This window comes from Geodermatophilus dictyosporus (assembly GCF_900115505.1).
GTDB classification, from domain to species: Bacteria; Actinomycetota; Actinomycetes; order Mycobacteriales; family Geodermatophilaceae; genus Geodermatophilus; species Geodermatophilus dictyosporus.
On sequence record NZ_FOWQ01000001.1, the window covers coordinates 542,551 to 568,322 of the forward strand.

The 25,772-nt window shown below is 75.4% G+C and carries 24 protein-coding genes; 20 read left to right on the forward strand and 4 right to left on the reverse strand.

Annotation, left to right across the window (positions count from 1 at the left end; genetic code table 11):
• Positions 1 to 151: 151 nt before the first annotated feature.
• Positions 152 to 853 carry an HAD family hydrolase gene (locus BMZ33_RS02500; RefSeq protein ID WP_169063786.1) on the forward strand — a complete coding sequence of 234 codons (702 nt, stop codon included), beginning with the start codon at positions 152 to 154 and terminating at the stop codon, positions 851 to 853.
• A gap of 3 nt (positions 854 to 856) precedes the next feature.
• On the opposite strand, the gene BMZ33_RS02505 is transcribed toward BMZ33_RS02500, so the two are convergent.
• Positions 857 to 2,035 (reverse strand): amidohydrolase family protein, encoded by a 1,179-nt coding sequence (locus BMZ33_RS02505; protein WP_091107388.1) that lies wholly within the window; start codon positions 2,033 to 2,035, stop codon positions 857 to 859.
• Between the two features lie 192 nt (positions 2,036 to 2,227).
• Entirely contained in the window at positions 2,228 to 3,145 is a 918-nt protein-coding gene (locus tag BMZ33_RS02510; RefSeq protein ID WP_091107390.1) for a RecB family exonuclease, read from the reverse strand.
• 87 nt (positions 3,146 to 3,232) lie between these two features.
• On the opposite strand from BMZ33_RS02510, the gene BMZ33_RS02515 reads away from it, so the two are divergent.
• The 9 genes from BMZ33_RS02515 to pafA all read left to right on the forward strand — a co-directional run bounded on the left by BMZ33_RS02515 (position 3,233) and on the right by pafA (position 13,425).
• Positions 3,233 to 4,156, forward strand: a complete 924-nt coding sequence (locus BMZ33_RS02515) for a tRNA (adenine-N1)-methyltransferase (RefSeq protein WP_169063787.1) — start codon at positions 3,233 to 3,235, stop codon at positions 4,154 to 4,156.
• Positions 4,157 to 4,391: 235 nt separating this feature from the next.
• Entirely contained in the window at positions 4,392 to 6,116 is a 1,725-nt protein-coding gene (gene arc, locus BMZ33_RS02520) for a proteasome ATPase (protein ID WP_169063788.1), read from the forward strand.
• A gap of 288 nt (positions 6,117 to 6,404) precedes the next feature.
• Complete coding sequence (gene dop, locus BMZ33_RS02525; RefSeq protein WP_091107394.1) at positions 6,405 to 7,910, forward strand: depupylase/deamidase Dop; 1,506 nt, start codon at positions 6,405 to 6,407, stop codon at positions 7,908 to 7,910.
• Positions 7,911 to 8,903 carry an acyl-CoA dehydrogenase family protein gene (locus BMZ33_RS02530; protein ID WP_091107395.1) on the forward strand — a complete coding sequence of 331 codons (993 nt, stop codon included), beginning with the start codon at positions 7,911 to 7,913 and terminating at the stop codon, positions 8,901 to 8,903.
• 89 nt (positions 8,904 to 8,992) lie between these two features.
• Positions 8,993 to 9,202, forward strand: a complete 210-nt coding sequence (locus BMZ33_RS02535) for a ubiquitin-like protein Pup (protein ID WP_091107399.1) — start codon at positions 8,993 to 8,995, stop codon at positions 9,200 to 9,202.
• Between the two features lie 414 nt (positions 9,203 to 9,616).
• The gene (locus BMZ33_RS23905; RefSeq protein WP_244524233.1) at positions 9,617 to 9,985 is read left to right on the forward strand and encodes an endonuclease VII domain-containing protein; all 369 of its coding nucleotides are present in this window, start codon (positions 9,617 to 9,619) and stop codon (positions 9,983 to 9,985) included.
• 199 nt (positions 9,986 to 10,184) lie between these two features.
• Positions 10,185 to 11,027, forward strand: coding sequence for a proteasome subunit beta (prcB, locus tag BMZ33_RS02545; protein WP_091107403.1), 843 nt, complete (start codon positions 10,185 to 10,187; stop codon positions 11,025 to 11,027).
• A 5-nt stretch (positions 11,028 to 11,032) separates the two neighbouring features.
• Positions 11,033 to 12,010, forward strand: a complete 978-nt coding sequence (prcA, locus tag BMZ33_RS02550) for a proteasome subunit alpha (protein ID WP_091107405.1) — start codon at positions 11,033 to 11,035, stop codon at positions 12,008 to 12,010.
• Between the two features lie 56 nt (positions 12,011 to 12,066).
• Entirely contained in the window at positions 12,067 to 13,425 is a 1,359-nt protein-coding gene (gene pafA / locus BMZ33_RS02555) for a Pup--protein ligase (protein ID WP_091107407.1), read from the forward strand.
• A gap of 18 nt (positions 13,426 to 13,443) precedes the next feature.
• On the opposite strand, the gene BMZ33_RS02560 is transcribed toward pafA, so the two are convergent.
• Positions 13,444 to 14,502 (reverse strand): DUF3866 family protein, encoded by a 1,059-nt coding sequence (locus BMZ33_RS02560; RefSeq protein WP_169063790.1) that lies wholly within the window; start codon positions 14,500 to 14,502, stop codon positions 13,444 to 13,446.
• A 162-nt stretch (positions 14,503 to 14,664) separates the two neighbouring features.
• Between BMZ33_RS02560 and BMZ33_RS02565 the strand changes: the two genes are divergently transcribed.
• The 8 genes from BMZ33_RS02565 to BMZ33_RS02600 all read left to right on the forward strand — a co-directional run bounded on the left by BMZ33_RS02565 (position 14,665) and on the right by BMZ33_RS02600 (position 23,010).
• Complete coding sequence (locus BMZ33_RS02565; protein ID WP_091107410.1) at positions 14,665 to 15,642, forward strand: helix-turn-helix transcriptional regulator; 978 nt, start codon at positions 14,665 to 14,667, stop codon at positions 15,640 to 15,642.
• Positions 15,639 to 16,616 (forward strand): helix-turn-helix transcriptional regulator, encoded by a 978-nt coding sequence (locus tag BMZ33_RS02570; protein WP_091107412.1) that lies wholly within the window; start codon positions 15,639 to 15,641, stop codon positions 16,614 to 16,616. The genes BMZ33_RS02565 and BMZ33_RS02570 overlap by 4 nt, the downstream gene beginning before the upstream one ends.
• A 10-nt stretch (positions 16,617 to 16,626) precedes the next feature.
• Entirely contained in the window at positions 16,627 to 16,839 is a 213-nt protein-coding gene (locus BMZ33_RS02575; protein WP_091107414.1) for a hypothetical protein, read from the forward strand.
• 85 nt (positions 16,840 to 16,924) lie between these two features.
• The gene (gene tatA / locus BMZ33_RS02580) at positions 16,925 to 17,215 is read left to right on the forward strand and encodes a Sec-independent protein translocase subunit TatA (protein WP_091107416.1); all 291 of its coding nucleotides are present in this window, start codon (positions 16,925 to 16,927) and stop codon (positions 17,213 to 17,215) included.
• A gap of 20 nt (positions 17,216 to 17,235) precedes the next feature.
• A complete protein-coding gene (tatC, locus tag BMZ33_RS02585; protein ID WP_169063791.1) occupies positions 17,236 to 18,192 on the forward strand; it encodes a twin-arginine translocase subunit TatC in 957 nt (318 codons plus the stop codon).
• A gap of 87 nt (positions 18,193 to 18,279) precedes the next feature.
• Positions 18,280 to 19,191, forward strand: coding sequence for a diacylglycerol kinase family protein (locus tag BMZ33_RS02590; protein WP_091107420.1), 912 nt, complete (start codon positions 18,280 to 18,282; stop codon positions 19,189 to 19,191).
• Positions 19,192 to 19,406: 215 nt separating this feature from the next.
• Positions 19,407 to 22,256 (forward strand): DEAD/DEAH box helicase, encoded by a 2,850-nt coding sequence (locus BMZ33_RS02595; protein WP_091107423.1) that lies wholly within the window; start codon positions 19,407 to 19,409, stop codon positions 22,254 to 22,256.
• A gap of 112 nt (positions 22,257 to 22,368) precedes the next feature.
• A complete protein-coding gene (locus BMZ33_RS02600; protein WP_091107424.1) occupies positions 22,369 to 23,010 on the forward strand; it encodes a DUF4333 domain-containing protein in 642 nt (213 codons plus the stop codon).
• Positions 23,011 to 23,026: 16 nt separating this feature from the next.
• On the opposite strand, the gene BMZ33_RS02605 is transcribed toward BMZ33_RS02600, so the two are convergent.
• Entirely contained in the window at positions 23,027 to 23,947 is a 921-nt protein-coding gene (locus BMZ33_RS02605) for a 5'-3' exonuclease (protein ID WP_091107426.1), read from the reverse strand.
• Between the two features lie 77 nt (positions 23,948 to 24,024).
• Between BMZ33_RS02605 and BMZ33_RS02610 the strand changes: the two genes are divergently transcribed.
• Together BMZ33_RS02610 and BMZ33_RS02615 are read left to right on the forward strand one after the other, a co-directional pair.
• Complete coding sequence (locus tag BMZ33_RS02610) at positions 24,025 to 25,164, forward strand: M24 family metallopeptidase (protein ID WP_091107429.1); 1,140 nt, start codon at positions 24,025 to 24,027, stop codon at positions 25,162 to 25,164.
• On the forward strand, positions 25,139 to 25,615 hold the full coding sequence (locus BMZ33_RS02615; protein ID WP_091107431.1) for an Lrp/AsnC family transcriptional regulator: 477 nt from the start codon (positions 25,139 to 25,141) through the stop codon (positions 25,613 to 25,615). The genes BMZ33_RS02610 and BMZ33_RS02615 overlap by 26 nt, the downstream gene beginning before the upstream one ends.
• The last annotated feature ends 157 nt before the right edge of the window (positions 25,616 to 25,772 follow it).

Sequence of the window (25,772 nt, forward strand, 5' to 3'; positions counted from 1 at the left end):
CCGAGGCCGCCGACCGCGTGTGCGCCCCTCGTGAGCCCGACGACGAGCTCACGGCGCGTGCGGTGAGGGCCGCGATCCTGTCCGGGACCGCTCCGGGGTGTGCCCGTCGGGCACCCGGAGGGTCGAGCCACCGAGGAAGACCGCAGGTCAGATGCCCACCACTCCCGCCGCCGTCCTGTTCGACATGGACGGCACCCTCGTCGAGACCGAGCAGCACTGGGGGACGGCGCTGGCCGCCCTCGCCCGCCGGCTGGGCGGCGAGCTGAGCCCACCCGCCCGCGAGGCCACCGTGGGCACCTCGATGCGCTCCTCGATGCGGGTCCTGCACGCCGACCTCGGCCTCGACCGCGAGGACCACTGGCAGGACGACGCCGCCTGGGTCGAGGACGCCGTCGCCGGGCTCCTGGCCACCGACGTGCACTGGCGGCCGGGCGCGCGCGAGCTGATCGCCGAACTGCGCGCCGCCGCGGTCCCCACCGCCCTGGTGACGACGACGCCGCGCCGGCTGGCCGACCTCGTGCTCGCCCAGGTCGAGCGCGCCTTCCCCGACGTCCCGCCCTTCGACCTGACCGTCTGCGGCGACGAGGTACCCGCCCGCAAGCCCGACCCCTCGCCCTACCTGCAGGCCGCTTCGGCGCTCGGCGTCGACCCGTCCTGCTGCGTGGTCGTGGAGGACTCCGCCGCCGGCGTGACCGCGGGCCTGGCCGCCGGCGCCGCGGTGCTCGGCGTCCCGTCGCTGCAGCCGCTGACCCCCGCGCCCGGGCTGGTGCTGCGCGACACCCTCACCGGCGTCGGCCTCGCCGAGCTCGCCGGCGTCCTCGCCGCCCGGGAGCCGGCCGCCAGCTGCCCCTGAGGCTCAGGCCGCCGGCCCGACCTCCCGGCCGCGGGAGACCACGAGCCGGACCCGCTGCAGCGCGGTGACGTCGACGGCCGGGTCGCCGTCGACGAGCAGCAGGTCGGCGTCCAGCCCGGCCGCCAGCCGCCCGGTGCGCCCGCCGAGGCCGCACGCCTGGGCGGCGCGGCCGGTCGCCGAGGCCAGCGCCTCGGCCGGCGGCACGCCGCCGGCGACCAGGGAGGCGATCGCGTGGGGGAGCAGGCCGTGCGGCTTGCCCGGGCCGATCCCGCTGTCGACGCCGCTGACGACGGCCACCCCGGCGGCGTGCAGCCGGGCGGCCTCCTCGGCCCGCGCCGGCTCGGTCATGCCCAGCCGGTCGATGAGCTCCTGGACCCGCGGCGGGGGCTGCACGCCGGGCGCGAGGCCGAGGGTGGGGCAGACGACGGTGCCGGCGCGGGCCAGCTGCCCGGCCAGCGCCGGCGGTACGCCCCACCCGGTGGCGGTCAGGCCCGAGCAGTGCTCGATCCCGTCGGCACCCGCGTCGAGGGCCTGCCGGACGGCGGCCAGCGCGTGCGCGTGCACGGTCACCGGCAGGCCCAGCCGGTGCGCCTCCGCCACCACGGCGCGCACCTCGGCGGCGGTGAACTGGCAGGCCGCCAGGTCGGTGCCCGCGGTCATCGCGCCGCCGCTGGCCATGACCTTGACCACGCCGGCGCCGCGCTCGGCCCGCTCCCGCACCGCCGCGCGCAGCGCCGGCACGCCGGCGGCCTCCCCGCCCATCGACCAGCAGTGCCCCCGGGGAGAGGTGATCGGCGGTCCGGCGGCGACGACCGTCGGCCCGGTGAGCGGCGCCCGCTCCACGACCGCCCACCGGACGTCGCCCAGGTCGCGCACCGCGGTGACCCCGGCGGCCAGCTGCTGCTGCAGCGCGGCGGCCACGATCGCGTCGAGCTGCTCGGGAGCCAGCTCCGGCAGCTGGTCGAGCGCGCGCGGGCCGCTGTCGCCGCACAGGTGCACGTGGGTGTCGACCAGCCCGGGCAGCAGCGTGGCGCCGGGCGGGGCGGTGACCGGGACGCCGTCGGGGACCGCCGCGCCGGCCGGCTCGACGCCGACGATGTGGCCGCCCTCCACCAGCACCAGCGCGCCGCCGGGCACCACCCGCTCGCCGTCGAAGGCGCGGTCGGCGCGGTAACCCCGCATCCCGGCTCCCTCGGTGGGTGGTGGCGGACGCGCCGACGCTAGGCCGCACGCCGCCGGCGGGTCGACGGGACCCGGCGCGTTCCGGTGCGGCGGCCGCGGTCGGGGAGACGACCGTTATCCCCAACTTGTAGCCGTCCAGGCCCCGGTCACCTCGCACAGGGGGGACCGTGAGACGGCGGGGCAGAGCGGGGGTCAGTCCCGCTCGACGACGGGCAGCGTCGGCCAGCCGGCCGCGGCGGCGGCCTCGGCGGGGAACGGCGGGGGAGTGCCGCCGAAGGAGGGGCACAGCGCCTGGTGGTCGCACCAGTCGCACAGCCGGGTGCGGTTGGGCCGGAAGTCGCCGGTGGACACCGCCCGCTCGATCGCCGCCCAGATGGCCAGCAGCGTGCGCTCGAAGCGCACCAGCTCGCCCTCCTCGGGGGCGTAGGTCAGCGCGTCGCCGTCGCCGAGGTAGATGAGCTTGAGCTGGCTGGCCACCACGCCGCGGGTGCGCCACAGCACCAGCGCGTAGAACTTCATCTGGAACAGCGCCTTGGACTCGAACGCCTCCCGCGGCATCGAGCCGGTCTTGTAGTCGACCACCCGCAGCGCGCCGTTGCGGGCGACGTCGAGCCGGTCGACGTACCCGCGCAGCAGCAACCCGTCGGGCAGCGTGACCTCGACCAGCTCCTCGCGGCCCTCGGGCTGGATGCGGGTCGGGTCCTCGAGGGTGAAGTAGGTCTCCACCAGCTTCCCGGCCGAGGCCAGCCACGTCTCCAGCGACGGCGGCTCGATGCCCTCGTCGCCGGCGGTGAACAGCGCGGCGACCTCGGGGTCGGTGCGCAGCTCCTCCCACGCCGGGCCGACCAGGCCGCGCGCGGCGTCGACGGTGCGCTCGGCGGCGGGCAGGTCGTAGAGCCGCTCGAGGACGGCGTGCACCAGCGTGCCGCGCACCGCGGCCGCGCTCTTCTTCTCCGGCAGCCGGTCGATGGTGCGGAAGCGGTAGAGCAGCGGGCAGGTCTTGAAGTCCGCCGCGCGGCTCGGCGACAGCGACGGCCGCCGCGGTGCCCGCTCCCCCTCGGGGGACCGCTCGCCGCCGGACGCCGTGTCGGAGGAGAACACTGCAGTCACGCACCCGAGGCTAGGCCGGGCCACCGACAGTTCCGCGGCACCCGCGCCGGGGAGCCCGCCGACCGCCCTCGCCTAGGCTGGCCGCCCGTGGACCCGCAGCCCGAGCCGACCGACGCCCCCCAGCCCGAGCCGGCGCCGGCTGCCGGGCCCCTGCCGGCGGCCGAGGAGCGGCCGGGCACGGTCGAGCCGGCGCCCGGGGCGTTCGCCGCCGGCGACCGGGTGCAGCTCACCGACCCCAAGGGCCGGTTGCACACCGTCGTCCTCACGCCCGGCAAGCAGTTCCACACCCACCGCGGCGCCATCGCCCACGACGACCTCATCGGCGCCCCCGAGGGCTCGGTCGTGCACTCCACCGCGAACACCGGCTACCTGGCGCTGCGCCCCCTGCTGGCCGACTTCGTGCTGTCCATGCCCCGCGGCGCGCAGGTGATCTACCCCAAGGACGCCGCCCAGATCGTCGGCAGCGGTGACATCGGCCCGGGCATGCGCGTGCTGGAGGCCGGTGCCGGGTCCGGCGCGCTGACCTGCTCGCTGCTGCGCGCCGTCGGCGAGCACGGCCGGGTCACCAGCTACGAGCGGCGGGAGGACTTCGCCGACGTCGCCCGCGGCAACGTGAGCGCCTTCTTCGGCGGCGTCCCCGACACCTGGGACCTGCGCCTCGGCGACCTCGCCGACCACCCCGCCGAGGAGGTCGTCGACCGCGTCGTGCTCGACATGCTCGAGCCCTGGGCGGTGCTGCCCACCGTGGCCGCGGCCCTGCGCCCCGGTGGCGTGCTCGTCGGCTACGTCGCCACCGTCACCCAGCTGTCCACCTACGTCGAGGCGCTGCGCGCGCAGGGCGGGTGGACCGAGCCCTACGCCTGGGAGTCGCTGGTGCGCCCGTGGCACGCCGTGGGCCTGGCGGTGCGCCCCGAGCACCGGATGGTGGCGCACACCGCCTTCCTGGTGACCGCCCGGCGGCTGGCCGAGGGCGTCGTCGCCCCGACCCGCCAGCGCCGCGCCGCGAAGTAGGAGGACCCCGGTGCCCCCACGCCTCGCGAGCCCGGCGCGGGGCCCCGCACCGGGGCCGGATCACCGCGTCGGGGGAACGTGACGAGGGCGTCACGGACTGCGCGAGCCCCCGGCGGGCTGTCGGTCCGCGTGTATAGATTTGCCTCCTGGCTCCCCCCGATGTGTGCGGAGGTGCGCGATGGGCTCCGGCCTTGGAAGTGGTCCCGACGAGTTCCGGGCGCGGCGTGAACGGGACGTGTCCGCGCTGCTCGCCCAGATCTCCTACCTCGAGGAGGAGATCGGTCTCCTGCGTCGCAAGGTGGCCGACAGCCCCCGGCAGGTGCGCGCCCTGGAGGAGCGGATCGCCGAGGCGGAGGGCCGGGCGGCCTTCCTCTCCGAGCGCAACGACAAGCTGGCCGGCACCCTGCGCGACGCGCGCGAGCAGCTGGTCACGCTCAAGGAGGAGGTCGACCGGCTCGGGCAGCCGCCGTCGGGCTACGGCGTCTTCCTGACCCGGTTCGACGACGGCACGGTCGACGTGTTCACCGGCGGCCGCAAGCTGCGGGTGTCGGTCTCCCCGGCCGTCGAGGGCGAGCAGCTGCGGCCCGGCCAGGAGGTCATGCTCAACGAGGCGATGAACGTCGTCGAGGCGCGCGGCTTCGAGAAGCAGGGCGACGTCGTCATGCTCAAGGAGCTGCTCGAGCCGGTCGACGGCCTCACCCCGCGGGCGCTGGTCATCGGCCACACCGACGAGGAGCGGGTGGTCTTCCTCGCCGACTCGCTCACCGACCAGCCCCTGCGGGTGGGCGACTCGCTGCTGCTGGAGACGCGGTCGGGCTACGTGTACGAGCGGATCCCCAAGAGCGAGGTCGAGGAGCTCGTCCTCGAGGAGGTCCCCGACATCGACTACTCCGACATCGGCGGGCTGTCCCGGCAGATCGAGCAGATCCGCGACGCCGTGGAGCTGCCGTTCCTGCACGCCGACCTGTTCCGCGAGTACGAGCTGCGCCCGCCCAAGGGCATCCTGCTCTACGGCCCGCCCGGCTGCGGCAAGACGCTGATCGCCAAGGCGGTGGCCAACTCGCTGGCCAAGAAGGTCTCCGCGGTGAAGGGGGAGGGGCAGGCGAAGTCCTACTTCCTCAACATCAAGGGCCCGGAGCTGCTCAACAAGTACGTCGGCGAGACCGAGCGGCACATCCGGCTGGTGTTCCAGCGCGCCCGGGAGAAGGCCAGCGAGGGCACGCCGGTCATCGTGTTCTTCGACGAGATGGACTCGATCTTCCGCACCCGAGGGTCGGGCGTGTCCTCCGACGTCGAGTCGACGATCGTGCCGCAGCTGCTCAGCGAGATCGACGGCGTCGAGGGCCTGGAGAACGTGATCGTCATCGGCGCCTCCAACCGCGAGGACATGATCGACCCCGCGATCCTGCGCCCCGGCCGGCTCGACGTGAAGATCAAGATCGAGCGCCCGGACGCCGAGGCCGCGCGCGACATCTTCAGCAAGTACCTGACGCCGACGCTGCCCATCCACGCCGACGACCTGGCCGAGAACTACGGCAGCGCCGAGGCCACCATCCAGGCGATGATCCAGCGCACCGTCGAGCGGATGTACACCGAGAGCGAGGAGAACCGCTTCCTGGAGGTCACCTACGCCAACGGTGACAAGGAGGTCCTCTACTTCAAGGACTTCAACTCCGGCGCGATGCTGCAGAACATCGTCGACCGCGCGAAGAAGATGGCCATCAAGGAGAACCTGGAGACCGGGACGGCGGGCCTGCGGGTCGGCCACCTCATGCAGGCCTGCGTCGACGAGTTCAAGGAGAACGAGGACCTGCCCAACACCACCAACCCCGACGACTGGGCGCGGATCTCGGGTAAGAAGGGCGAGCGGATCGTCTACATCCGCACGCTCATCAGCGGCAAGGGCAGCGAGTCCGGCCGGGCCATCGACACGGCCACCAACACCGGCCAGTACCTCTGAGGTCCCGTCCGGGCACCCCGCGCGGGGTGCCCGGACGGCGTCCCACCCCGGACGGCGCTGCTGCGCCCGCTCCGCCGGGGCGCCGGCCGGCGACCACCCGTGCCGCGCTCCGCGCCCCCACGAGGCCGAGCCGGTGGGCACCGAGGTCGCCGACCCGCCCGAGGACGCGCCCCACCCCGACGAGCCGACCCGCCGGTCCCTGGTGGACGGCTGCGCCGGCCCGGCCCCGTGCCGCCGGGGGCCCGTGCCGCCGCGGGCGCCGCGCCGGTGACGCCTAGTCTCGGTCGCATGAGCGTTCGGCGGGTGATGGGGACCGAGGTCGAGTACGGCATCTCGGTCCCCGGGCAGCCCACGGCCAACCCGACCACCCTCTCCAGCCAGGTGGTGAACGCCTGGGCGGTGGCCGACGCCCCGACCCGCCGCCGTCCGCGCTGGGACTTCGAGGAGGAGTCGCCGCTGCGCGATGCCCGCGGGTTCGACCTCTCGCCGGCGCAGGCGCTCGACCACACCGACCTCGACGAGGACTCGGGGATGGCCAACGTCATCCTCACCAACGGCGCGCGCCTCTACGTCGACCACGCCCACCCGGAGTACTCGACGCCGGAGGTCACCAACCCGCGCGACGTCGTGCTGTGGGACAAGGCCGGGGAACGGGTCATGGCCGAGGCCGCCCGGCGGGCCGCGCGGATCCCCGGCACCACTGCCATCCAGCTCTACAAGAACAACACCGACGGCAAGGGCGCCAGCTACGGCGCGCACGAGAACTACCTGATGGACCGCCGGACGCCGTTCATCGACATCATCCGCGGGCTCGTCCCGTTCTTCGTCACCCGGCAGGTCTTCGCCGGCGCCGGCCGCGTCGGCATCGGCACCGAGGGCCGCACCAAGGGCTTCCAGATCTCCTCGCGCGCCGACTTCTTCGAGGTCGAGGTGGGCCTGGAGACCACGCTCAAGCGGCCGATCATCAACACCCGCGACGAGCCGCACGCCAACCCCGACGAGTACCGCCGGCTGCACGTCATCATCGGCGACGCCAACCTCGCGGAGCTGTCCACCTACCTCAAAGTCGGGACGACGTCGCTGGTGCTGGCCATGATCGAGGCGCGGGCGCTGTCGCAGGACCTCACCGTCGAGGAGCCGGTCGCCGCGCTGCAGGCGGTCAGCCACGACCCCTCCCTCACCCACGTCCTGCGGCTGCGCGACGGCCGCCGGATGACCGCGCTCGACGTGCAGCGCGCCTACCTCGACCAGGCCGAGCGCTTCGTCGACCGCGGCGGCCAGGCCGACGAGCAGACCACCGACGTGCTGCGCCGCTGGGCCGAGGTGCTCGACGACCTCGCCACCGACCCCCTGCGGCTGGCCGACCGCCTGGACTGGCCGGCCAAGCTGCGGCTGCTCGAGGGCTACCGTTCCCGCGACGGGCTGGAGTGGGGCGACTCGCGGCTGCAGCTGGTCGACCTGCAGTACTCCGACGTGCGCCCGGAGAAGGGGCTCTACCACCGGCTCGTGGCGCGCGGCTCGATGCGGCGGCTGCTCACCGACGAGGAGGTCGCCCGCGCCGTGGTCAGCCCGCCGGTCGACACCCGCGCGTTCTTCCGCGGCGAGTGCCTGCGGCGCTTCCCCGCGCAGGTGGCCGCGGCCTCCTGGGACTCGGTGGTGTTCGACCTGGGCCGGGAGAACCTGGTGCGGATCCCGACGATGGAGCCGCTGCGCGGCACCCGCGAGCACGTCGGCCTGCTGTTCGAGTCGACGTCGACGGCGCAGGAGCTGGTCGACACGATCACCGGCGGCTAGGTGGCCGACCTCGTCGCCACGGCGCGACAGCTGGCCGCGGACCTGCTGGCGCCGTCGGCCGCCGCGGTGGAGGCGGCCGGGACCGTGCCGCGCGGGCACCTCGACGCACTGGCCGGCGCCGGGCTCTACGGGCTGACCGGACCGCGCCCGGCCGGCGGACTCGGCGTCGACGCGGTCACCGTCGCCGCCGTCGTCGAGGAGCTCGCCGCCGGTGATCTGGCGACGACGTTCGTCTGGCTGCAGCACCTGGGCGTGGTCGCCAGGCTGGCCGCCGCGGGCACCCACGCGGACCTGCTGGCCGACCTGTGCGCCGGCCGGCGGCGCGCCGGGGTGGCGCTGCAGGCGGCCACCCGGCCGGGCCCGCCGGCGATGAGGGTGCGGGCCGACGACGGCGACCTGGTGCTCGACGGCGCGGTGCCCTGGGTGACCGGCTGGGGCGCCGTCGACGTGCTGCTGGTCGCCGCCCGCGACGGCGCGGACGTGGCCTTCGTGCTGGTCGACGCCGCCGAGGGGCCCACCCTGGCGGTGGAGGCGCAGCCGCTGGTGGCCGTGCAGGCCAGCGCGACGGTGGAACTGCAGCTGGCCGGCCACCGGGTGCCGGCCGACCGCCTGGTGCGGCGCCGCCCGTTCGCCGAGGTGCTGGCGTCGGACGCGGCGACGCTGCGGGTCAACGGCTCGCTGGCCCTGGGCCTGGTGCGCCGCTGCACCCGGCTGGTGGGTCCCTCGCCGCTGGACGGCGAGGTGGCCGCCGTGCGGGCCCGCCTCGGCGCCGCGGGCCCCGACGACCTGCCCGCCGCCCGGGCCGAGGCCGCGGCGCTCGCGCACCGGGCGGCCGGGGCGCTCGCGGTGGCCACGGGCAGCGGCGCGGTGCGCTCGGGCAGCGACGCCGAGCGGACGCTGCGGGAGGCGCTGTTCCTGCTGGTGTTCGGCACCCGGCCGGCGATCCGGGCCGCGCTGCTCGACCGCCTCGGCGCCGCACCCCCGCCGCGCTGACCCGTCGCCGCGTCGGCGGCCGACGGATGTCGGTACCAGCGGGTAGCTTCAGCAGCAGCACGCACTCGGCGCGCACCAGGGGAGGGCACGTGGCCACCAGGGACACCGGCGGGCAGCAGAAGGCGACGCGGACGCGCGAGGAGACCGACGAGGTCGAGGCCTCGGTCGACACCGAGGTCGCCGAGCGGCACAAGGAGATGTCCGAGGACGTCGACGCCATCCTCGATGAGATCGACGACGTCCTCGAGGAGAACGCCGAGGAGTTCGTGCGTAGTTACGTACAAAAAGGCGGCGAGTGAGTAATCTCCGACAAAATGTCGGAGACGAAGTTCTGCAAGGACTGCAGGGCGCACAGACCCGTCGCGGAGTTCGCCAAGAACGCGCGATCCCGCGACGGTCTCGCCTTCTACTGCAGACAGCATGCTGCTGAGCGGTCAGCCCGGAGTCGCGAGGCGCGGCGGACCACGCCTCGCGTCTACCGGCGGCCGCCACCCGGACTGGAGATCCCTGACGGGTCGAAGTGGTGCGCCGATTGTGACCGCGTTCTCCCACTGGAGGATTTCGTGCGCACCACGCGAACAGCAAGTGGCTACCACGCTTACTGCAAGCCCTGCCACAACACGCGAGGTCGCGTCTCGCGTGAGAAGGTCGGCGGTTCTCGGTCATATCACCTCAGTCGTCGGTATGGCATCACCGCAGAGGAAGCGGACGTGATGCTCGAGGCTCAGGGCGGTGCCTGCGCCATCTGTGAGGTCCAGCCGGCCGCGCACGTCGACCACGACCACGACACCGGCCGAGTGCGCCAGTTGCTGTGCTTCGGGTGCAACGGCGGCCTGGGTCAGTTCAAGGACGACCCCACGGTGCTGCGCGCCGCCGCCCGATACGTCGAGCGGCACCGCGCTGCACCGGCTCGGGCGGACGATCAGGGGGCCCACGAGCGCACACCCCGGTCGAGGCAATGGTCAGCCGGACCCAGTGGACTGGCCGTCCGTCGCCGGGCCGCCGGGTGCTCCGTGCACGACGAGGTGCGCGCCCGGGTCGCGGCCCTGATCGCCTCCCTGGATCGGCCGGCCGCCGAGTGACCCCGGCCCGTCCCCCGCGGCAACGCCGAGGAGGACGGCGAGCGACGCCGCCGCCGCGAGGCCACAGCCAGCACCCTCCACCGCGTCCCCTGGCGTCCCGGGTGGGCCGTCAGCCACGCCGGTAGGGTCGACGACAGGCGCTGCGGGTCCCCGCGGCACGTCGATCAGCACCCCCGAGCGGGGCGGAGAGGTGGACGGGTTGACCCAGTCGCACACCGGCCGGAGCGGCTTCCCGCCCGCCTACCTGGACCGGGTGGGTTCGTCCTTCACCGACTTCCTCGGCGTCACCGCCCCCGACCTGCTGCCCGGCCGCCGGCCGGTGCCGCAGATCCCGGTCGGTGACCTCACCCCGCACGGCACGACGATCGTCGCGGTCACCTACGACGGCGGCGTCCTCATGGGCGGCGACCGGCGCGCGACGATGGGCAACCTGATCTCCAGCCGCGACATCGAGAAGGTGTACCCGGCCGACAGCTGGTCGGTGATCGGCATCGCCGGCGCGGCGGGCATCGCCATCGAGATGGTGAAGCTCTACCAGGTCGAGCTCGAGCACTACGAGAAGATCGAGGGCCTGACCCTCAGCCTCGACGGCAAGGCCAACCGGCTGGCGCAGATGATCCGCGGCAACCTCGGTGCCGCGCTGCAGGGCCTGGCCGTCGTCCCGCTGTTCGCCGGCTACGACCTCGACGCCGCGCCCGGCACCACCCCGGGCCGGATCTTCAGCTACGACGTCACCGGCGGGAACTACGAGGAGCGTGGCTACTCCGCGGTGGGCTCGGGCTCGCTGTTCGCCCGCAACTCGCTGAAGAAGACCTGGCGGCCCGGTCTCGACGGCGACACGGCCACCCGCAGCCTGGTCGAGGCGCTCTACGACGCCGCCGACGACGACTCCGCCACCGGCGGCCCCGACCCGGTGCGCCGGCTGTACCCGATCGTCTACCGGGTCGACGCCGAGGGCGCGGTCCGCCTGACCGACGACGACGTCGCCGCCGTCGCCGGGACCATCACCGACGAGCGGGCCGCCGCCGAGGGGCAGGGCTGACCGCCATGACCATGCCGTACTACGCCTCGCCCGAGCAGCTGATGCGCGACCGCTCGGAGTACGCCCGCAAGGGCATCTCCCGCGGCCGCAGCGTCGCCGTCCTCACCTACGCCGACGGCGTCCTGTTCATCGCCGAGAACCCCAGCTCCACGCTGCACAAGGTCGGCGAGATCTACGACCGGATCGGCTTCGCCGCGGTGGGCCGCTACAGCGAGTTCGAGAGCCTGCGGGTGGCCGGCGTGCGGCTGGCCGACGTCCGCGGCTACTCCTACAACCGCCGTGACGTCACCGGCCGGGTCATCGCGAACGCCTACGCGCAGACCCTCGGCGAGATCTTCACCCAGCAGACCAAGCCCTTCGAGGTCGAGCTGTGCGTCGCCGAGGTGGGCGAGGTCGCCGAGGGCGACCAGCTGTACCGGCTGACCTTCGACGGCTCGGTCGTCGACGAGCCGGACTTCATCGTCATGGGCGGGCAGGCCGACGCCGTCACCGCGCGCCTGCGGGAGGACTTCCGGTCGGGCCTGGACCTGCGCGAGGCGCTGATGGTCGGCGTCCGCGCCCTGTCGGCGTCGAGCCCGGCGATGTCGGGCAGCAGCAACGCCACCGCGAACGGCGGCGGCGACGGCCTGCTGCCGGCGAGCCAGCTCGAGGTCGCCGTCCTCGACCGGCGCCGGCCCAAGCGGGCCTTCCGCCGGGTCGTGGGCGCCGCGCTGGGGAGCCTGCTCGGCGACCGGTCCGCCGGGGACGGCACTGCCGGGGAGGCGGCCGGGGGCGCCACGCACGCGCACACGCCGAGCGCGCCGCAGCCGGGCACGCCGGCGGGCCTGGGGGACCCGGCGGCGCCGGACACCGCCGGCGGCACGGCCGGCTCGGGTGAGGGCAGCGGCCCGCAGACCGGCCCGGCCGACGGTGTGGGCGGTGGCACCGACGGGGGCACCGACGGGGGCACCGACGGCGGCACCGAGGGCGCGACGTCGTCCTGAGCGGCGGGCCGCGCCGGGATCCGGCCGGAGTCGCATCCGGCGCCTAGGCTCGGTCCGTGGACCGACGGATCTTCGGGATCGAGACCGAGTACGGCGTCACGTGCACCTTCCGGGGACAGCGGCGACTGTCCCCGGACGAGGTCGCGCGCTACCTGTTCCGCCGGGTGGTCTCGTGGGGGCGCAGCTCCAACGTGTTCCTGCGCAACGGCTCGCGGCTCTACCTCGACGTCGGCAGCCACCCCGAGTACGCCACCGCCGAGTGCGACGACCTCACCGAGCTCGTCGTCCACGACAAGGCCGGTGAGCGGATCCTCGAGGGCCTGCTGGTCGACGCCGAGCAGCGGCTGGCCGAGGAGGGTGTCACCGGGGACATCTACCTGTTCAAGAACAACACCGACTCGGCGGGCAACAGCTACGGCTGCCACGAGAACTACCTGGTCGGCCGGCACGGGGAGTTCAGCCGGCTGGCCGACGTGCTCATCCCGTTCCTGGTCAGCCGGCAGCTGGTGGTCGGGGCGGGCAAGGTGCTGCAGACCCCGCGCGGGGCGATCTACTGCGTGAGCCAGCGCGCCGAGCACATCTGGGAGGGCGTGTCCTCGGCGACCACCCGCTCGCGGCCGATCATCAACACCCGCGACGAGCCGCACGCCGACGCCGAGCGCTACCGCCGGCTGCACGTCATCGTCGGCGACTCGAACATGAACGAGACGACGACGCTGCTCAAGGTCACCGTCACCGACCTGGTGCTGCGGATGATCGAGGCCGGGGTGCCGATCCGGGACATGGCGCTGGAGAACCCGATCCGCGCCATCCGCGAGATCAGCCACGACATCACCGGCCGCCGCAAGGTGCGCCTGGCCAACGGCAAGGAGATGTCGGCGCTGGAGATCCAGGCCGAGTACCACGCCCGGGCCGCGGAGTTCGTCGACCGCGAGGGCTTCGGGCCGGTGCACCGGCAGATGCTCGAGCTGTGGGGGCGGGTGCTCAAGGCGGTCGACTCCGGCGACCTCTCGCTCATCGACCGGGAGATCGACTGGGCCACCAAGCTCTCGCTCATCGAGCGCTACCGGGCCAAGCACGACCTGTCGCTGTCCTCGCCGCGGGTGGCGCAGATGGACCTCGCCTACCACGACATCAGCCGCCGTCGGGGGCTGTACTACCTGCTGGAGCGGCGCGGGCAGGTGGAGCGGGTGGCGCACGAGCCGCGGGTGTTCGAGGCCAAGAACGTGCCGCCGCAGACGACCCGCGCCAAGCTGCGCGGCGAGTTCATCCGCAAGGCTCAGGAGAAGCGGCGGGACTTCACCGTCGACTGGGTGCACCTCAAGCTCAACGACCAGGCCCAGCGCACCGTGCTGTGCAAGGACCCGTTCAAGAGCGTCGACGAGCGCGTGGAGAAGCTGATCGCCTCGATGTGACCGCCGCGGGGTGCGCGGTCAGGTCTCGTCGGGCAGCGGCACCTGGACGGCGGCGTAGCGACCGGCGGCCGCGGCGGCCAGGAAGTAGGCGCGCTCCTCGGGCCAGCCGCGGCCCATCGTCGACAGCGTCACCGGGGACAGCTGCAGCGCCTCGTCGAGGCCCTCGGTGTCGACCCACACGACCTCGTTGCGCTCGGGCTGGGAGGCGAGGTCCTCGTCGACCTGGCTGCCCAGCTCCGAGCCCAGTCCGCGCGGCGCGACCAGCGTCACCCCGGCCAGCGCGACGCGGCCGAAGGCGGTCAGCGAGTGGTGGGACACGCCGCGGTGGCGCGGGCGCGGGTCGGCGTCGGAGATGCGCAGCGCGCCGATCGGCTCCCCGCCGAGCACCGACACCGCGTTGCACGCCTCGCCGGCGGCCACCCCGGAGAAGCCCCACGGCGTCCCGGTGCCCAGGTTGCCCGGCCCCTGGGTGACGATCGTGACGTCGGCGCCGAGCACGTGCTTCGCGGCGAGCAGGCCGCTGTGCAGCGTGACGGCCTCGAGGTCGCCGCCGAAGGCCTGGCCGACGGTGACCACGCCGGCCAGCGACCGGGCCAGCGTGTGCAGGGTGCGGGAGAACCCGGCCACCAGGGCCCCGCCGTCGGTCATGACGTAGGCGACCCTGAGGTCGGGGTCGGTGGCGAAGACGCCGATCAGCGCCGCCGGCAGCGCGGAGTGCAGGTCGGCGACGACGACCGGCATGCCGCCGAGGTCGTCGGCCTCGGCGATCGCGGCGTGGTGCTCGGTGTCCTGCTCGTCGACGCCCTGCACGCTGACCTGCATCGGGGTGTAGCGGGCCTTGACCAGGTGACCGGGGCCGGCGGGGTCGGGCGGCAGCCGGTCGGGGACGGCGACGACGAGGGCGTACCCGCCGGTGCCCAGGCGCTGTGCCCAGGCGGTGGTGTTGAGCAGCACCTCGTCGCCGACCTCGGGGACGCCGACCAGCGAGGGGTGCGCCAGCGACCGGACCTCGCCGTCGCCGGGCACCTGCACGGTGAGCTCGAGGGCGTCGCGCCAGCTGCGGCCGGTCGCGGTCACCCGCCCGCGTCGCCAGCGGATCCGGTGCGTCGTCGTCGGTTCCCCCACGAGGGGAGAGTAAGGACCCCGGTGCCCCCCGCGCCCCTCGTGGCCCCCTGCAGGGGCCCGCTGCGAGCGTGCGAGCAGCGGGGGGCAGCAGGTCCTCTGTCTAGGCTGGGGTGCGTGTCGGCGAAGCGGGCGGAGCGACTGGTGAACCTGGTCATCGCCCTGCTGGGCACCCGGCAGTACGTGACCGCGGCGCGGATCCGTGCCACGGTGCCCGGCTACGAGCCCGACGACGGCACCGCGCGCGCCGACGAGGCGTTCAAGCGGATGTTCGAGCGGGACAAGGCGGAGCTGCGCGAGATGGGCGTGCCGCTGGAGACCGGCCGCACCAGCGTCTTCGACACCGAGGACGGCTACCGCATCGCCCGCGCCGACTACGAGCTGCCCGAGATCACCCTCACCGGTGAGGAGGCCGCCGCCGTCGGCCTGGCGCTGCGGCTGTGGGAGTCCGCGCAGCTGGCCGGGGCGGCGCAGAGCGCGCTGGTCAAGCTGCGCGCCGCCGGGGTGGACGTCGACCCGGCCCGGGCGCTGCCGGTGCAGCCGCGGCTGGACTCCGACGAGCCGGCCTTCGAGCCCTGCTACACCGCGGCCCGCGACCGCCGGGTGCTGACCTTCGACTACCGACGTCCCGACGAGGACGCCCCCGCCCGGCGGCGGGTGCAGCCGTGGGGCGTGGTGGCCTGGCACGGCCGCTGGTACCTGGTGGGCCTCGACCTCGACCGGCAGGCGCCGCGGGTGTTCCGGCTCTCCCGCGTCGTCGGCACGCCGCGGGCCGGCGGGCCGGAGGGCGCGTTCGAGCCGCCGGCCGACGTCGACCTGTCGGCGCTGGTCGCCCGGCAGGCCGGCGGCGAGGAGCACCTGGTCGTGGTGCGCGCCCGCCCGGGCACCGCGGTCGGGCTGCGCCGCTGGGCCACCCCGCTGGGGGCCGGTCCCGACGGCGACGACCGGCTGCAGCTGCGCACCACCGAACCGTGGCGGCTGGCCGACCAGCTGGCCGCCTACGGCCCCGACGTCGTGGTGGAGTCGCCGCAGGCGGTGCGCGCGGCCGTCGTCGAGCGGCTCACCCGCCTGGCGGCGATGGGGGAGCAGGCATGACCGGTCCGGCCACCAACGAGCGGATGACCCGGCTGCTGTCCCTGGTCCCGTACCTCACCGCCCGGCCCGGGGGCGTGCCGCTGGCCGAGGCCGCGCGCGACTTCGGCGTCCCGGAGCGGCAGCTGCGCCGCGACCTGGACCTGCTGTGGATGTGCGGGCTGCCCGGCTACGGCCCCGGCGACCTCATCGACCTGGCCTTCGAGGGCGACCGGGTACGGGTCACCTTCACCGCCGGCATGGTCCGCCCGCTGCGGCTGACCACCGACGAGGCCGTGGCGCTGGTCGTGGCGCTGCGCACGCTGCTGGAGCTGCCGGGGCTGGCCGAGCAGGAGGCGGTCAGCCGCGCGCTGGCCAAGGTGTCGGCCGCGGCCGGGCACGCGGCGGAGCGGGTCACGCCGGTGGCGCTGTCGGTGGACGCCCGGGAGCAGTCCCTCGCCGTCGTCCGCCGCGGTCTGGAGCAGGGCCGGGCGCTGCACCTGCACTACTACGTGCCCACCCGCGACGAGCGCACCGAGCGCACCGTCGACCCGCTGCGGCTGCTGCTGGTCGACGGCCGCTCCTACCTGGAGGCGTGGTGCCGCCGCGCCGAGGGGCTGCGGCTGTTCCGGCTGGACCGGGTCGACGACGTCGAGGTCCTCGACGAGCCCGCCGCGCCGCCGCCGGGGGTGCACCTGCGCGACCTGGACAACGGGATCTACCAGCCCGAGCCCGGTGCCCCGGTGGTGCGGCTGCGGCTGGCGCGCACCGCCCGCTGGGTGGCCGAGTACTACCCGGTCGAGGACGTCCGCGAGGTCGACGACCCACCCGGCGGCCTGGCCGTGGCGCTGCGCACCGGGGACCTGGCGTGGGCCCGCCGGCTGGTCGCCTCCCTCGGCGGGGCGGCCGGGGTGGAGGAGCCCGCCGAGCTCGCCGGGGCCGTGGCCGCCGACGCCCGGGCCGCCCTGGCGCGCTACGGCGAGCAGGCCGGGGCCTAGGGTCGTCGCCGTGCTGCTGCTCGTGGTCTGGATCGCCGTCGTCGTGCTGTCGCTGGTGGTGCTCGGCGCGCTGGTGCACGGCGTGGTTGGTGCGCTGCAGCGGCTGGGCCGGGAGCTGCAGGCCGCCGAGCGCGAGGTGCGGCCCCTCCTGGAGCAGGCGCAGGCCGCCGGTGCCCGCGCGGCCGCGTTGCCGTCGATCGAACAGCGCCGCACCGAGGGCTGAACCCCTGCCCCCGCCTTCCGGGGGACGGGGATCCCCGGCCCGGCGGCGTAGCATCGCCGCCGTCGCCCCTCGACCTGGAGGACGCATGAACCTCGGCGCGCCGGAGATCATCCTGATCGTCCTCGCGATCCTGCTGCTGTTCGGGTACAAGAAGCTGCCCGACGCGTCGCGCTCGCTGGGCCGCTCGCTGCGCATCTTCAAGGGCGAGATGAAGGGCATGAAGGACGACGACAAGGGCCGCTCGGGTCCCGCCGTCCTCGACGCGGCCGACGCCGACCGCCGGTCCCAGCTCGAGGCCGAGGCGGCCGCCGCCGAGGCCCGCGCGGCGGAGCTGCGGGCGCGGGCCGGCCGGCCCGGCGCCGCCGACCCGCGCTGACCCTGCCCCGGAGCACCGACGTGAGCGGGCCCGCCCCGCGCCGCCGGCGTCGCCGGCCACCGCGCGACCCCGACGCGACGATGACCCTCGTCGCGCACCTCACCGAGCTGCGCAACCGGGTCGCCACGGCACTGCTGGCGCTCCTGCTGGCCTCCGCCGTCGCCTTCTGGTGGTACGAGCACGGCCTGGGGGACTTCATCCGGGCGCCCTACTGCGGCCTGGAGCCCGAGCTGCGCTACGGCGGCGACGCCGACGGCGGCTGCGGACTGTTGATCACCGACGTCTTCGGCGGGGTGTTCATCCGGCTGAAGGTGAGCCTGCTGGCCGGGGCGGTGCTGTCGGCGCCGGTGTGGCTCTACCAGCTGTGGGCGTTCGTCACCCCGGGCCTCAAGCGCAACGAGAAGCGCTACGGCGTCGCCTTCGTGCTGGTCTCCTCGACGCTGTTCGCCCTCGGCGCGGTGCTGGCCTACGTGTCGCTGTCGGCGGGCCTGGAGCTGCTGCTGGGCCTGGCCGGCGACGGCGTGGTCATCGCGCTGACCGCGCAGGACTACATCGGCTTCGTGCTCTCCCTGTTGGTCGCCTTCGGCGTCAGCTTCGAGGTGCCCCTGGTGGCCGTCGCGCTCAACGCGGTGGGCGTGCTCTCCTACGAGACGCTGCGGCGCAGCCGGCGCTGGATCTTCTTCCTCACCATCGTCTTCGCCGCCTTCGTCACCCCCACCCAGGACCCGTTCACCATGCTGCTCATGGCCGGGCCGATGATCCTGCTGTTCGAGCTGGCCATCCAGGTGGCGCGGCTCGTCGACCGGCGGCGGGCCCGCCGCGACGCCCGCGAGCACTTCCACGACGTCGCCGACGACGAGGCCTCGCCCCTGGACGCCGCACCCTCGCGCCTGGACAGCGCGCCCGCGCACCTGGACACCGCGCCCTCGCACCTGGACGGCGACCCCGCCGACGAGCGGACCGCCTCCCGCGGCTGACCCGCCGGCCCCGCCGCGCCGTAGGGTGACGCGCCCGCCGGCGCCGACGTCCCCGCACGGGGCCCGGCCGCACCGGGGAGGGACTCCATGACCGACGTCGCGGTGCTGGTGAGCCCGGCCGCCGGGCGGGGACGGGCGCGCGCCGTCTCCGGCGCCGTCCTCGACGTCCTGCGCCGCCGCGGCCTCACGCCGCACGTGCTGCCCGCCGCCGACCGCGCGGGGGTGGAGCGGGCCGCGGCCGCCGCCGTGGCCGCCGGCACCGGGGCCGTGGTGGCCGTCGGGGGAGACGGTGCCGCGCACGCCGCGCTGCAGGCCGTCGCCGGCACCGCCACGCCGCTGGCGGTGGTCCCCGCGGGCACCGGCAACGACCTGGCCCTGGCCCTCGGGGTGCCGCCGGAGCCGGTGGCCGCCGCCGCCGCGGCGGCCGCCGACCTGCGGGAGGGCGCCGTCCGCACGGTCGACGCCGGCCGGACGGCGGGGCGCTGGTGGGCCACCGTGCTGTGCTGCGGGTTCGACTCGGCGGTCACCGACCGGGCGAACCGGCTGCGCTGGCCGCGCGGTCCCCGGCGCTACGACGTGGCCGTCCTCGCCGAGCTGGCCCGGCTGCGGCCGCGCGAGGTGACGCTGACCCTCGACGGCGTGCGGCGGACGCTGCCGGTCACCCTGGTCGCCGTCGGCAACACCGCCTGCTACGGCGGGGGCCTGCGGGTCTGCCCGGTCGCCGACCCGGCCGACGGGCACCTCGACGTCACCGTCGTCGGGCCGGTGTCGCGCCGCGAGCTGGTGCGCACCCGCCCGCGGCTGACGTCGGGCACCCACGTCGGGCACCCGGCGGTGACGGTGCACCGCGCCGCGCGGGTCGAACTGGCGGGGGCCGGGCTGACCGCCTGGGCCGATGGCGAGCCGGTGGCAGCGCTGCCCGTCGTCGCCGAGGCGGTCCCCGGCGCCCTGCGCGTGTTGGGCAGCGCACGGCCGCCCCGCGACGATCAGGTCACCTGATCGTCGCGCGTCCGACCTGACGGTGGGCGGTGAGGGAGGACGCGCTGCGGTGGGGGAGGACGCCCCCGGAGTGGGCGGTGAGCACCGGACACCGGACCGTTATCCCCAACTGGTCGCCCGACAGACCGTGGGGACGGGACGAGGAGGGGCCACGAGGACGCGGGGGCACCCGCCGCCGATCTGAGAGCCGCCGCCGGTGCGCCTAACGTGGAGCCATGTCCAGCCCCGCCGAGCGGTACGCGGCTGCCCGGCGGCGCAGCGCGCACCCCACCCTCGCCGACTTCACCGCCGAGCTCGGCTTCTCGCTCGACCCGTTCCAGGTCGAGGCGTGCGAGGCGCTCGACGAGGGCGCGGGCGTGCTGGTCTGCGCACCCACCGGCGCGGGCAAGACCGTCGTCGGCGAGTTCGCCGTGCACAAGGCGCTCGCCGAGGGCCGCAAGGCCTTCTACACGACGCCGATCAAGGCGCTGTCCAACCAGAAGTACAACGACCTCGTCGACCGCTACGGCGAGGCCGAGGTCGGGCTGCTGACCGGGGACAACGCGATCAACGGCGACGCCCCGGTGGTGGTGATGACCACCGAGGTGCTGCGCAACATGCTCTACGCGGAGTCCCCGGCCATCGACGGCCTCGGTTACGTGGTCATGGACGAGGTCCACTACCTCGCCGACCGGTTCCGCGGCGCGGTGTGGGAGGAGGTGATCATCCACCTCCCGGCGTCGGTGACCCTGGTGTCGCTGTCGGCGACCGTGAGCAACGCCGAGGAGTTCGCCGACTGGCTGGTCACCGTCCGCGGGCACACCCGGGTGGTCGTCAGCGAGGTGCGGCCCATCCCGCTGTGGCAGCACATGCTCGTCGGCAGCCGGGTGTTCGACCTGTTCAGCCTGCGCCCGGCCGCGCACGCCGCCGAGCACGGGGAGGACCCCCGCGGCCGCTCCACGCGCGACCGCGGCGGCAGCGTGGTCGACCCGGAGCTGGTGCGCTACGTCCGCGAGTACGAGCGCCGGCTGGACACCTGGGGTGGCGGCGGCACCGGCGGCGCCCGGCGCGACCGCGACTGGCACAAGCCGCGCTACCGGCCCCCGGCCCGCTCGGAGGTGGTCGAGCGGCTCGACCGCGCCGGGCTGCTGCCGGCGATCACGTTCATCTTCAGCCGCAACGGCTGCGACGCCGCCGTCGCCCAGTGCCTGCAGTCGGGCCTGCGCCTCACCGACGAGGCCGAGCGCGCCGAGATCGCCCGGATCATCGACGAGCGCACCGGCTCGCTGCCCGACGAGGACCTGCACGTGCTGGGCTTCTGGGAGTGGCGCGAGGGCCTGCTCGCCGGGCTGGCCGCCCACCACGCCGGGCTGGTGCCGGCGTTCAAGGAGACCGTGGAGGAGTGCTTCGTCCGCGGCCTGGTCAAGGCCGTGTTCGCCACCGAGACCCTGGCGCTGGGCATCAACATGCCCGCGCGCACCGTCGTCCTCGAGCGGCTGGTGAAGTGGAACGGCGAGGCGCACGTCGACGTCACGCCGGGGGAGTACACCCAGCTCACCGGCCGGGCCGGACGGCGCGGCATCGACGTCGAGGGGCACGCCGTCGTCGTCTGGGCGCCGGGCATGGACCCCTCGGTGGTGGCCGGGCTGGCCAGCACCCGCACCTATCCGCTGCGCTCGTCGTTCCGGCCCAGCTACAACATGGCGGTCAACCTGGTGGGCAGCTTCGGCCGCGCCCGCGCCCGCGAGCTGCTGGCCTCCTCCTTCGCGCAGTTCCAGGCCGACCGCTCGGTGGTCGGCCTGGCCCGGGCGGCCGCCCGGCACGAGCAGGAGGCGGAGCGGGCCGCCGCCGAGATGCACTCCGACGGCGGCGACGTCGCCGGCTACGCGCGGCTGCGCCGGGAGATCGCCGACCGCGAGCGGGAGCTGTCCCGCGACTCGCAGGCCAAGCGCCGGATGGAGGCCGCCGACGCGCTGGCCGCGCTGCGGCCCGGTGACGTCATCCGGGTGCCCTCGGGACGACGGCAGGGGCTCGCCGTCGTCCTGGACCCGGGGATCACCGACCTGGCCGACCCGCGCCCGCTGGTGCTCACCGAGGACAAGTGGGCCGGCCGGCTGGGCAGCGTCGACTTCCCGACGCCGGTCTCCGCGCTGGCCCGCGTCCGCGTGCCGAGGAACTTCAACCACCGCAGCCCGCACGCCCGCCGCGACCTGGCCTCGACGCTGCGCGCCGCGCGGGTGGAGAACGACCTGGGCGCCCGCCGGGTCCGGCAGCGCTCCGCGGCCGCCGACGACCCGGTGCTGCACGACCTGCGCCGCGCCCTGCGCGCCCACCCGGTGCACGCGCTGCCCGACCGGGAGGACCGGGTACGGGCCGCCGAGCGCTACCTGCGCGGGGTCGCCGAGGCCGAGGCCACCCACCGGCGGATGGCCGAGCGCACCGGGTCGCTGACCCGCCAGTTCGACCGCACCTGCGACGTCCTCGAGGAGCTGGGCTACCTGGTGCCCGAGGTGGTGCCGCTGGTGCCCGCCGACACCGCCGAGGACGTCCCGGTCGACGACGTCCCCCGGGTCACCGACGAGGGACGGCGGCTGGCGCGGATCTGGTCCGACGGCGACCTGCTGATCGCCGAGTGCCTGCGCGCCGGGGCGTGGCGCGGGCTGGGCGCGGCCGAGCTGGCCGCCGCCGTCTCCACGCTGGTGTTCGAGGCGCGCCGCGAGATGCCGGGGCAGCCGGCGGTGCCGGCGGGCCAGGTCGCCACCGCCATCGCCGAGATGCGCCGCATCCGCGCCCGGCTGCAGGACGTCGAGCTCGACCGCGGCCTGCCGGCCACCCGCGACCTCGACCTGGGCTTCGCCTGGGCGGCCTACCGCTGGGCGGACGGGCAGAGCCTGGACCGGGTGCTCGCCGGCGCGGAGCAGGCCGGCACCGAGCTCTCCGGCGGCGACTTCGTGCGGTGGGCGCGGCAGCTGGTCGACGTGCTCGACCAGCTGGCCAAGGTCGCCGACGAGCCGGTCGCCCGGGTCGCGCGCGCCGCGGTCGAGCGGGTGCGGCGGGGCGTGGTCGCGGTCGCCGTCAGCGGCTGAGGGTGCCGCTCGGGGGAGCGGGCCGTGGGCCTGCGTGGGGGACAATCGCCACCGCTCGTGTGACGCGGTGTCACGGCACGGTCCGCAGGGGCCGGGGAGGACGGGAGCGACGATGACCAACCCGCCGCAGGGTGGCCAGCCGGAGCGGTCCGGGCAACCGGAGCAGTTCGGCCAGCAGCCGGGTCCCTACGGGCCGCCGGGCCCGTTCGGCCAGCCGGGCGGGCAGTACGGCCAGCCGGGGCAGTACGGGCAGCCGGGGCAGTACGGGCAGCCGGGGCAGTACGGCCAGCCGGGCGGGCAGTACGGGCAGCCGGGTCCGTGGGGCCCGCCGGGCGGCTACCAGCAGCCGGGGCCGTACGGACAGCCCGGGCCGTACGGACAGCCGGGCCCCCACGCGCCGCAGCCCGGCGCGCCGGGCCAGCAGTTCGGGTCCTACGGGCAGCCGCCGCGGAGGTCGCGCACCCGCCCGCTCATCGGCACGGGGCTGGCGGTGGTCGTCATCGGCGTCGCGATCCTCCTGGCGCTGCTCCTCGGCCGGGACGTCCTGGACGCCAACCGGGCCGAGGCCGACATCGCCACGCAGTTCGAGGAGACCTTCGGCGTCGGCATCGACGTCACCTGCGACCAGGAGATGGTCGTGGAGGACGGGGCCACCTACGAGTGCTCGGGCACCACCGAGGACGACGAGGACGTGACGATCCGCGTCGCGATCACCGACGCGGACTCCGCCGCCTACACCTGGGAGATCGTCTGACCCGACCGGCCGGGCCTCACCGGTCCAGGACGTCGGCCCGCCAGCCCAGCGCCGCGCCCAGCCGGCCCAGCGACGACCGCAGCCCGTGCGCGTCGGCCAGCGCGGCCAGCGCGCCGGCGTCGGCCGGCCGGGAGGGCAGCGCCCCCTCGACCGGCGGCAGGTCGATGTCGCGTGCCACGGCCACCACCACCGGCGCGGCGTCGAGGTAGTCCGCCCCCGCGTGCAGCCGCTTGAGCACCGCCGCCGTCAGCGGCGCCCTCGGCACCGCGGTGCGCGTCGCGGCCGCGCGGATCCCGGCCAGGTCGCCGAACTCGGTGACCAGCGCGGCCGCGGTCTTGGCGCCGATGCCGGCCACCCCCGGCAGCCCGTCGCTCGGGTCCCCGCGCAGCACGGCGAAGTCGGCGTAGGCCCGCCCGGGGATGCCGTACCTCGCCGCCACCGCCGCCTCGTCGACCACCTCGATGTCGGCGATGCCGCGGTTGGTGTAGAGCACCCGGACGCCGCGCGCGTCGTCGACCAGCTGGAAGAGGTCGCGGTCGCCGGTGACGACGTCGACCGGGCCGTGGGCGCGGGTGGCCAGCGTGCCGATGACGTCGTCGGCCTCGTAGCCCGGCGCCCCGACCCGGGCGATGCCGGCCGCGGCCAGGACGTCGACCAGCACCGGCACCTGCGGGCCGAGCTCCGCCGGCGTCTCCTCCCCGCCGTCGGGGGAGAGCCGGTGCGCCTTGTACGACGGCAGGGCCTCCACCCGGAAGGCGGGACGCCAGTCGTCGTCCCAGCAGGCCACCAGCCGGGTGGGGGTGTGCGCGGTGAGCAGCCGGGCGGTCATGTCGAGGAACCCGCGGACGGCGTTGACCGGCCGGCCGTCGGGGGCGGTCACGCTGGTCGGGACGCCGTAGAAGGCCCGGAAGTAGAGGCTCGCGGCGTCGAGCAGCATCGTCGTCACGGGCGGGGACGGTAACGGTCCGGGAAACCCCGGCGGGTGCGGTCGGTGCCCGGGGCTAGGGTCCGGGCGTGGCAGACAGCACGGGGGCCCTCGTCAGCATCGACCGCGTGCACGCCGCGCGGGCCGTCGCCGCGGAGCTCGGCGTCGACGTCCTCGTGCTCACGCCGGGGTCGGACCTGCGCTACCTGTGCGGCTACGACGCCCACGCGATGGAGCGGCTGACCGCCCTGGTCGTGCCCCGCGTCGGCGACCCGCTGCTGGTCGTCCCGCGGCTGGAGGCGCCGATGGTCGACGCCGGCCCGGCCGGCGCGCTGGGCCTGGAGCTGCGCGCCTGGGACGAGACCGACGACCCCTTCGCGCTGCTCGCGGCGGAGGTCACCGCCCGGCTCGGCGCCGCGCCCACCCGGGTGGCGGTCGGCGCCCGCACCTGGGCCGAGCACGCACTCGGCGTGCACCGCGCGCTGCCGGGCTCCGCGCTGGAGCTGGCGACCCCGGTGGTCGACCGGCTGCGCATGGTCAAGACCGCGCCCGAGGTCGAGGAGCTGGCGGCCGCCGGCGCGGCGATCGACCGGGTGCACGCGCGGATGGGGGAGTGGCTGCGGGTGGGCCGCACCGAGGCCGAGGTCGGCGCCGACATCGCCGCGGCGATCCTGGCCGAGGGGCACGTCGGGGTGGACTTCACCATCGTCGGCTCCGGGCCCAACGGCGCCAGCCCGCACCACGAGCTCTCCGACCGGGTGGTGCAGGCCGGCGACCTCGTCGTCGTCGACATCGGTGGGGAGACCGCCACGGGCTACCGGTCCGACTGCACCCGCACCTACGCCGTCGGCAGCGAGCCGGGCGCGGAGGTGGCCGAGTGGTACGCCGTCCTGCAGGACGCGCAGGAGGCCGCGGTGGCCGCCGTCCGCCCCGGGGTGACCGCCGAGCAGGTCGACGCCGTGGCGCGCGACCGGATCGCCGCCGCCGGTTGGGGCGAGCACTTCATCCACCGCACCGGGCACGGCATCGGCCTGGACACCCACGAGGCGCCCTACATCGTCGCGGGCAACGACCTGCCACTGGAGGCCGGGATGGCCTTCTCGGTCGAGCCGGGCATCTACCTGGCCGGGCGCTGCGGCGCGCGGATCGAGGACATCGTCGTCTGCACCGACGAGGGCGTGCGCGCGCTGAACCGGGGTCCCCGTGAGCTCGTCGTCCTCCCCGGCTGAGCCGGGGGCGGCCGCCCTCGACGTCGACCGGGCGCTGCTGGCCGCCCTGGCCCGTGACGGCCGCGCCAGCTACACCGACCTCGCCGAGCGGGTGGGCCTGTCGGTGTCGGCGGTGCACCAGCGGGTGCGGCGCCTCGAGCAGCGGGGGCTGATCATCGGCTACCGGGCCAGTGTCGACGCGCGCAAGCTCGGCCTCGGGATGACGGCGTTCGTGTCGATCACCCCGCTGGACCTGGCCGAGGCCGACGACGCCCCGGCCAAGCTCGCCCACCTCGACGCGATCGAGGCCTGCCACTCGGTGGCCGGGGTGGAGAGCTACCTGCTGAAGGTGCGGGTGGCCTCGCCGGAGGCCCTGGAGGCGCTGCTGCGCGAGATCCGGGCGACGGCGAACGTGAACACCCGCACGACCGTCGTCCTCTCGACCTTCTACGAGGACCGCCCGCCGCTCTGAGGTCCACCACTGCGGCCCGGGAGGCCCGCCGTCCCGGGCCGCGGTGCCGGGGTTCGTCGTCCGTCGCCGGTCCTGCAGCGCCCGCACTGCGGGAGCACCCCCGGCCCACCCTCTACCCGACCGTTATCCCCAACTCAACTTTCAAAGATTCGTGGGC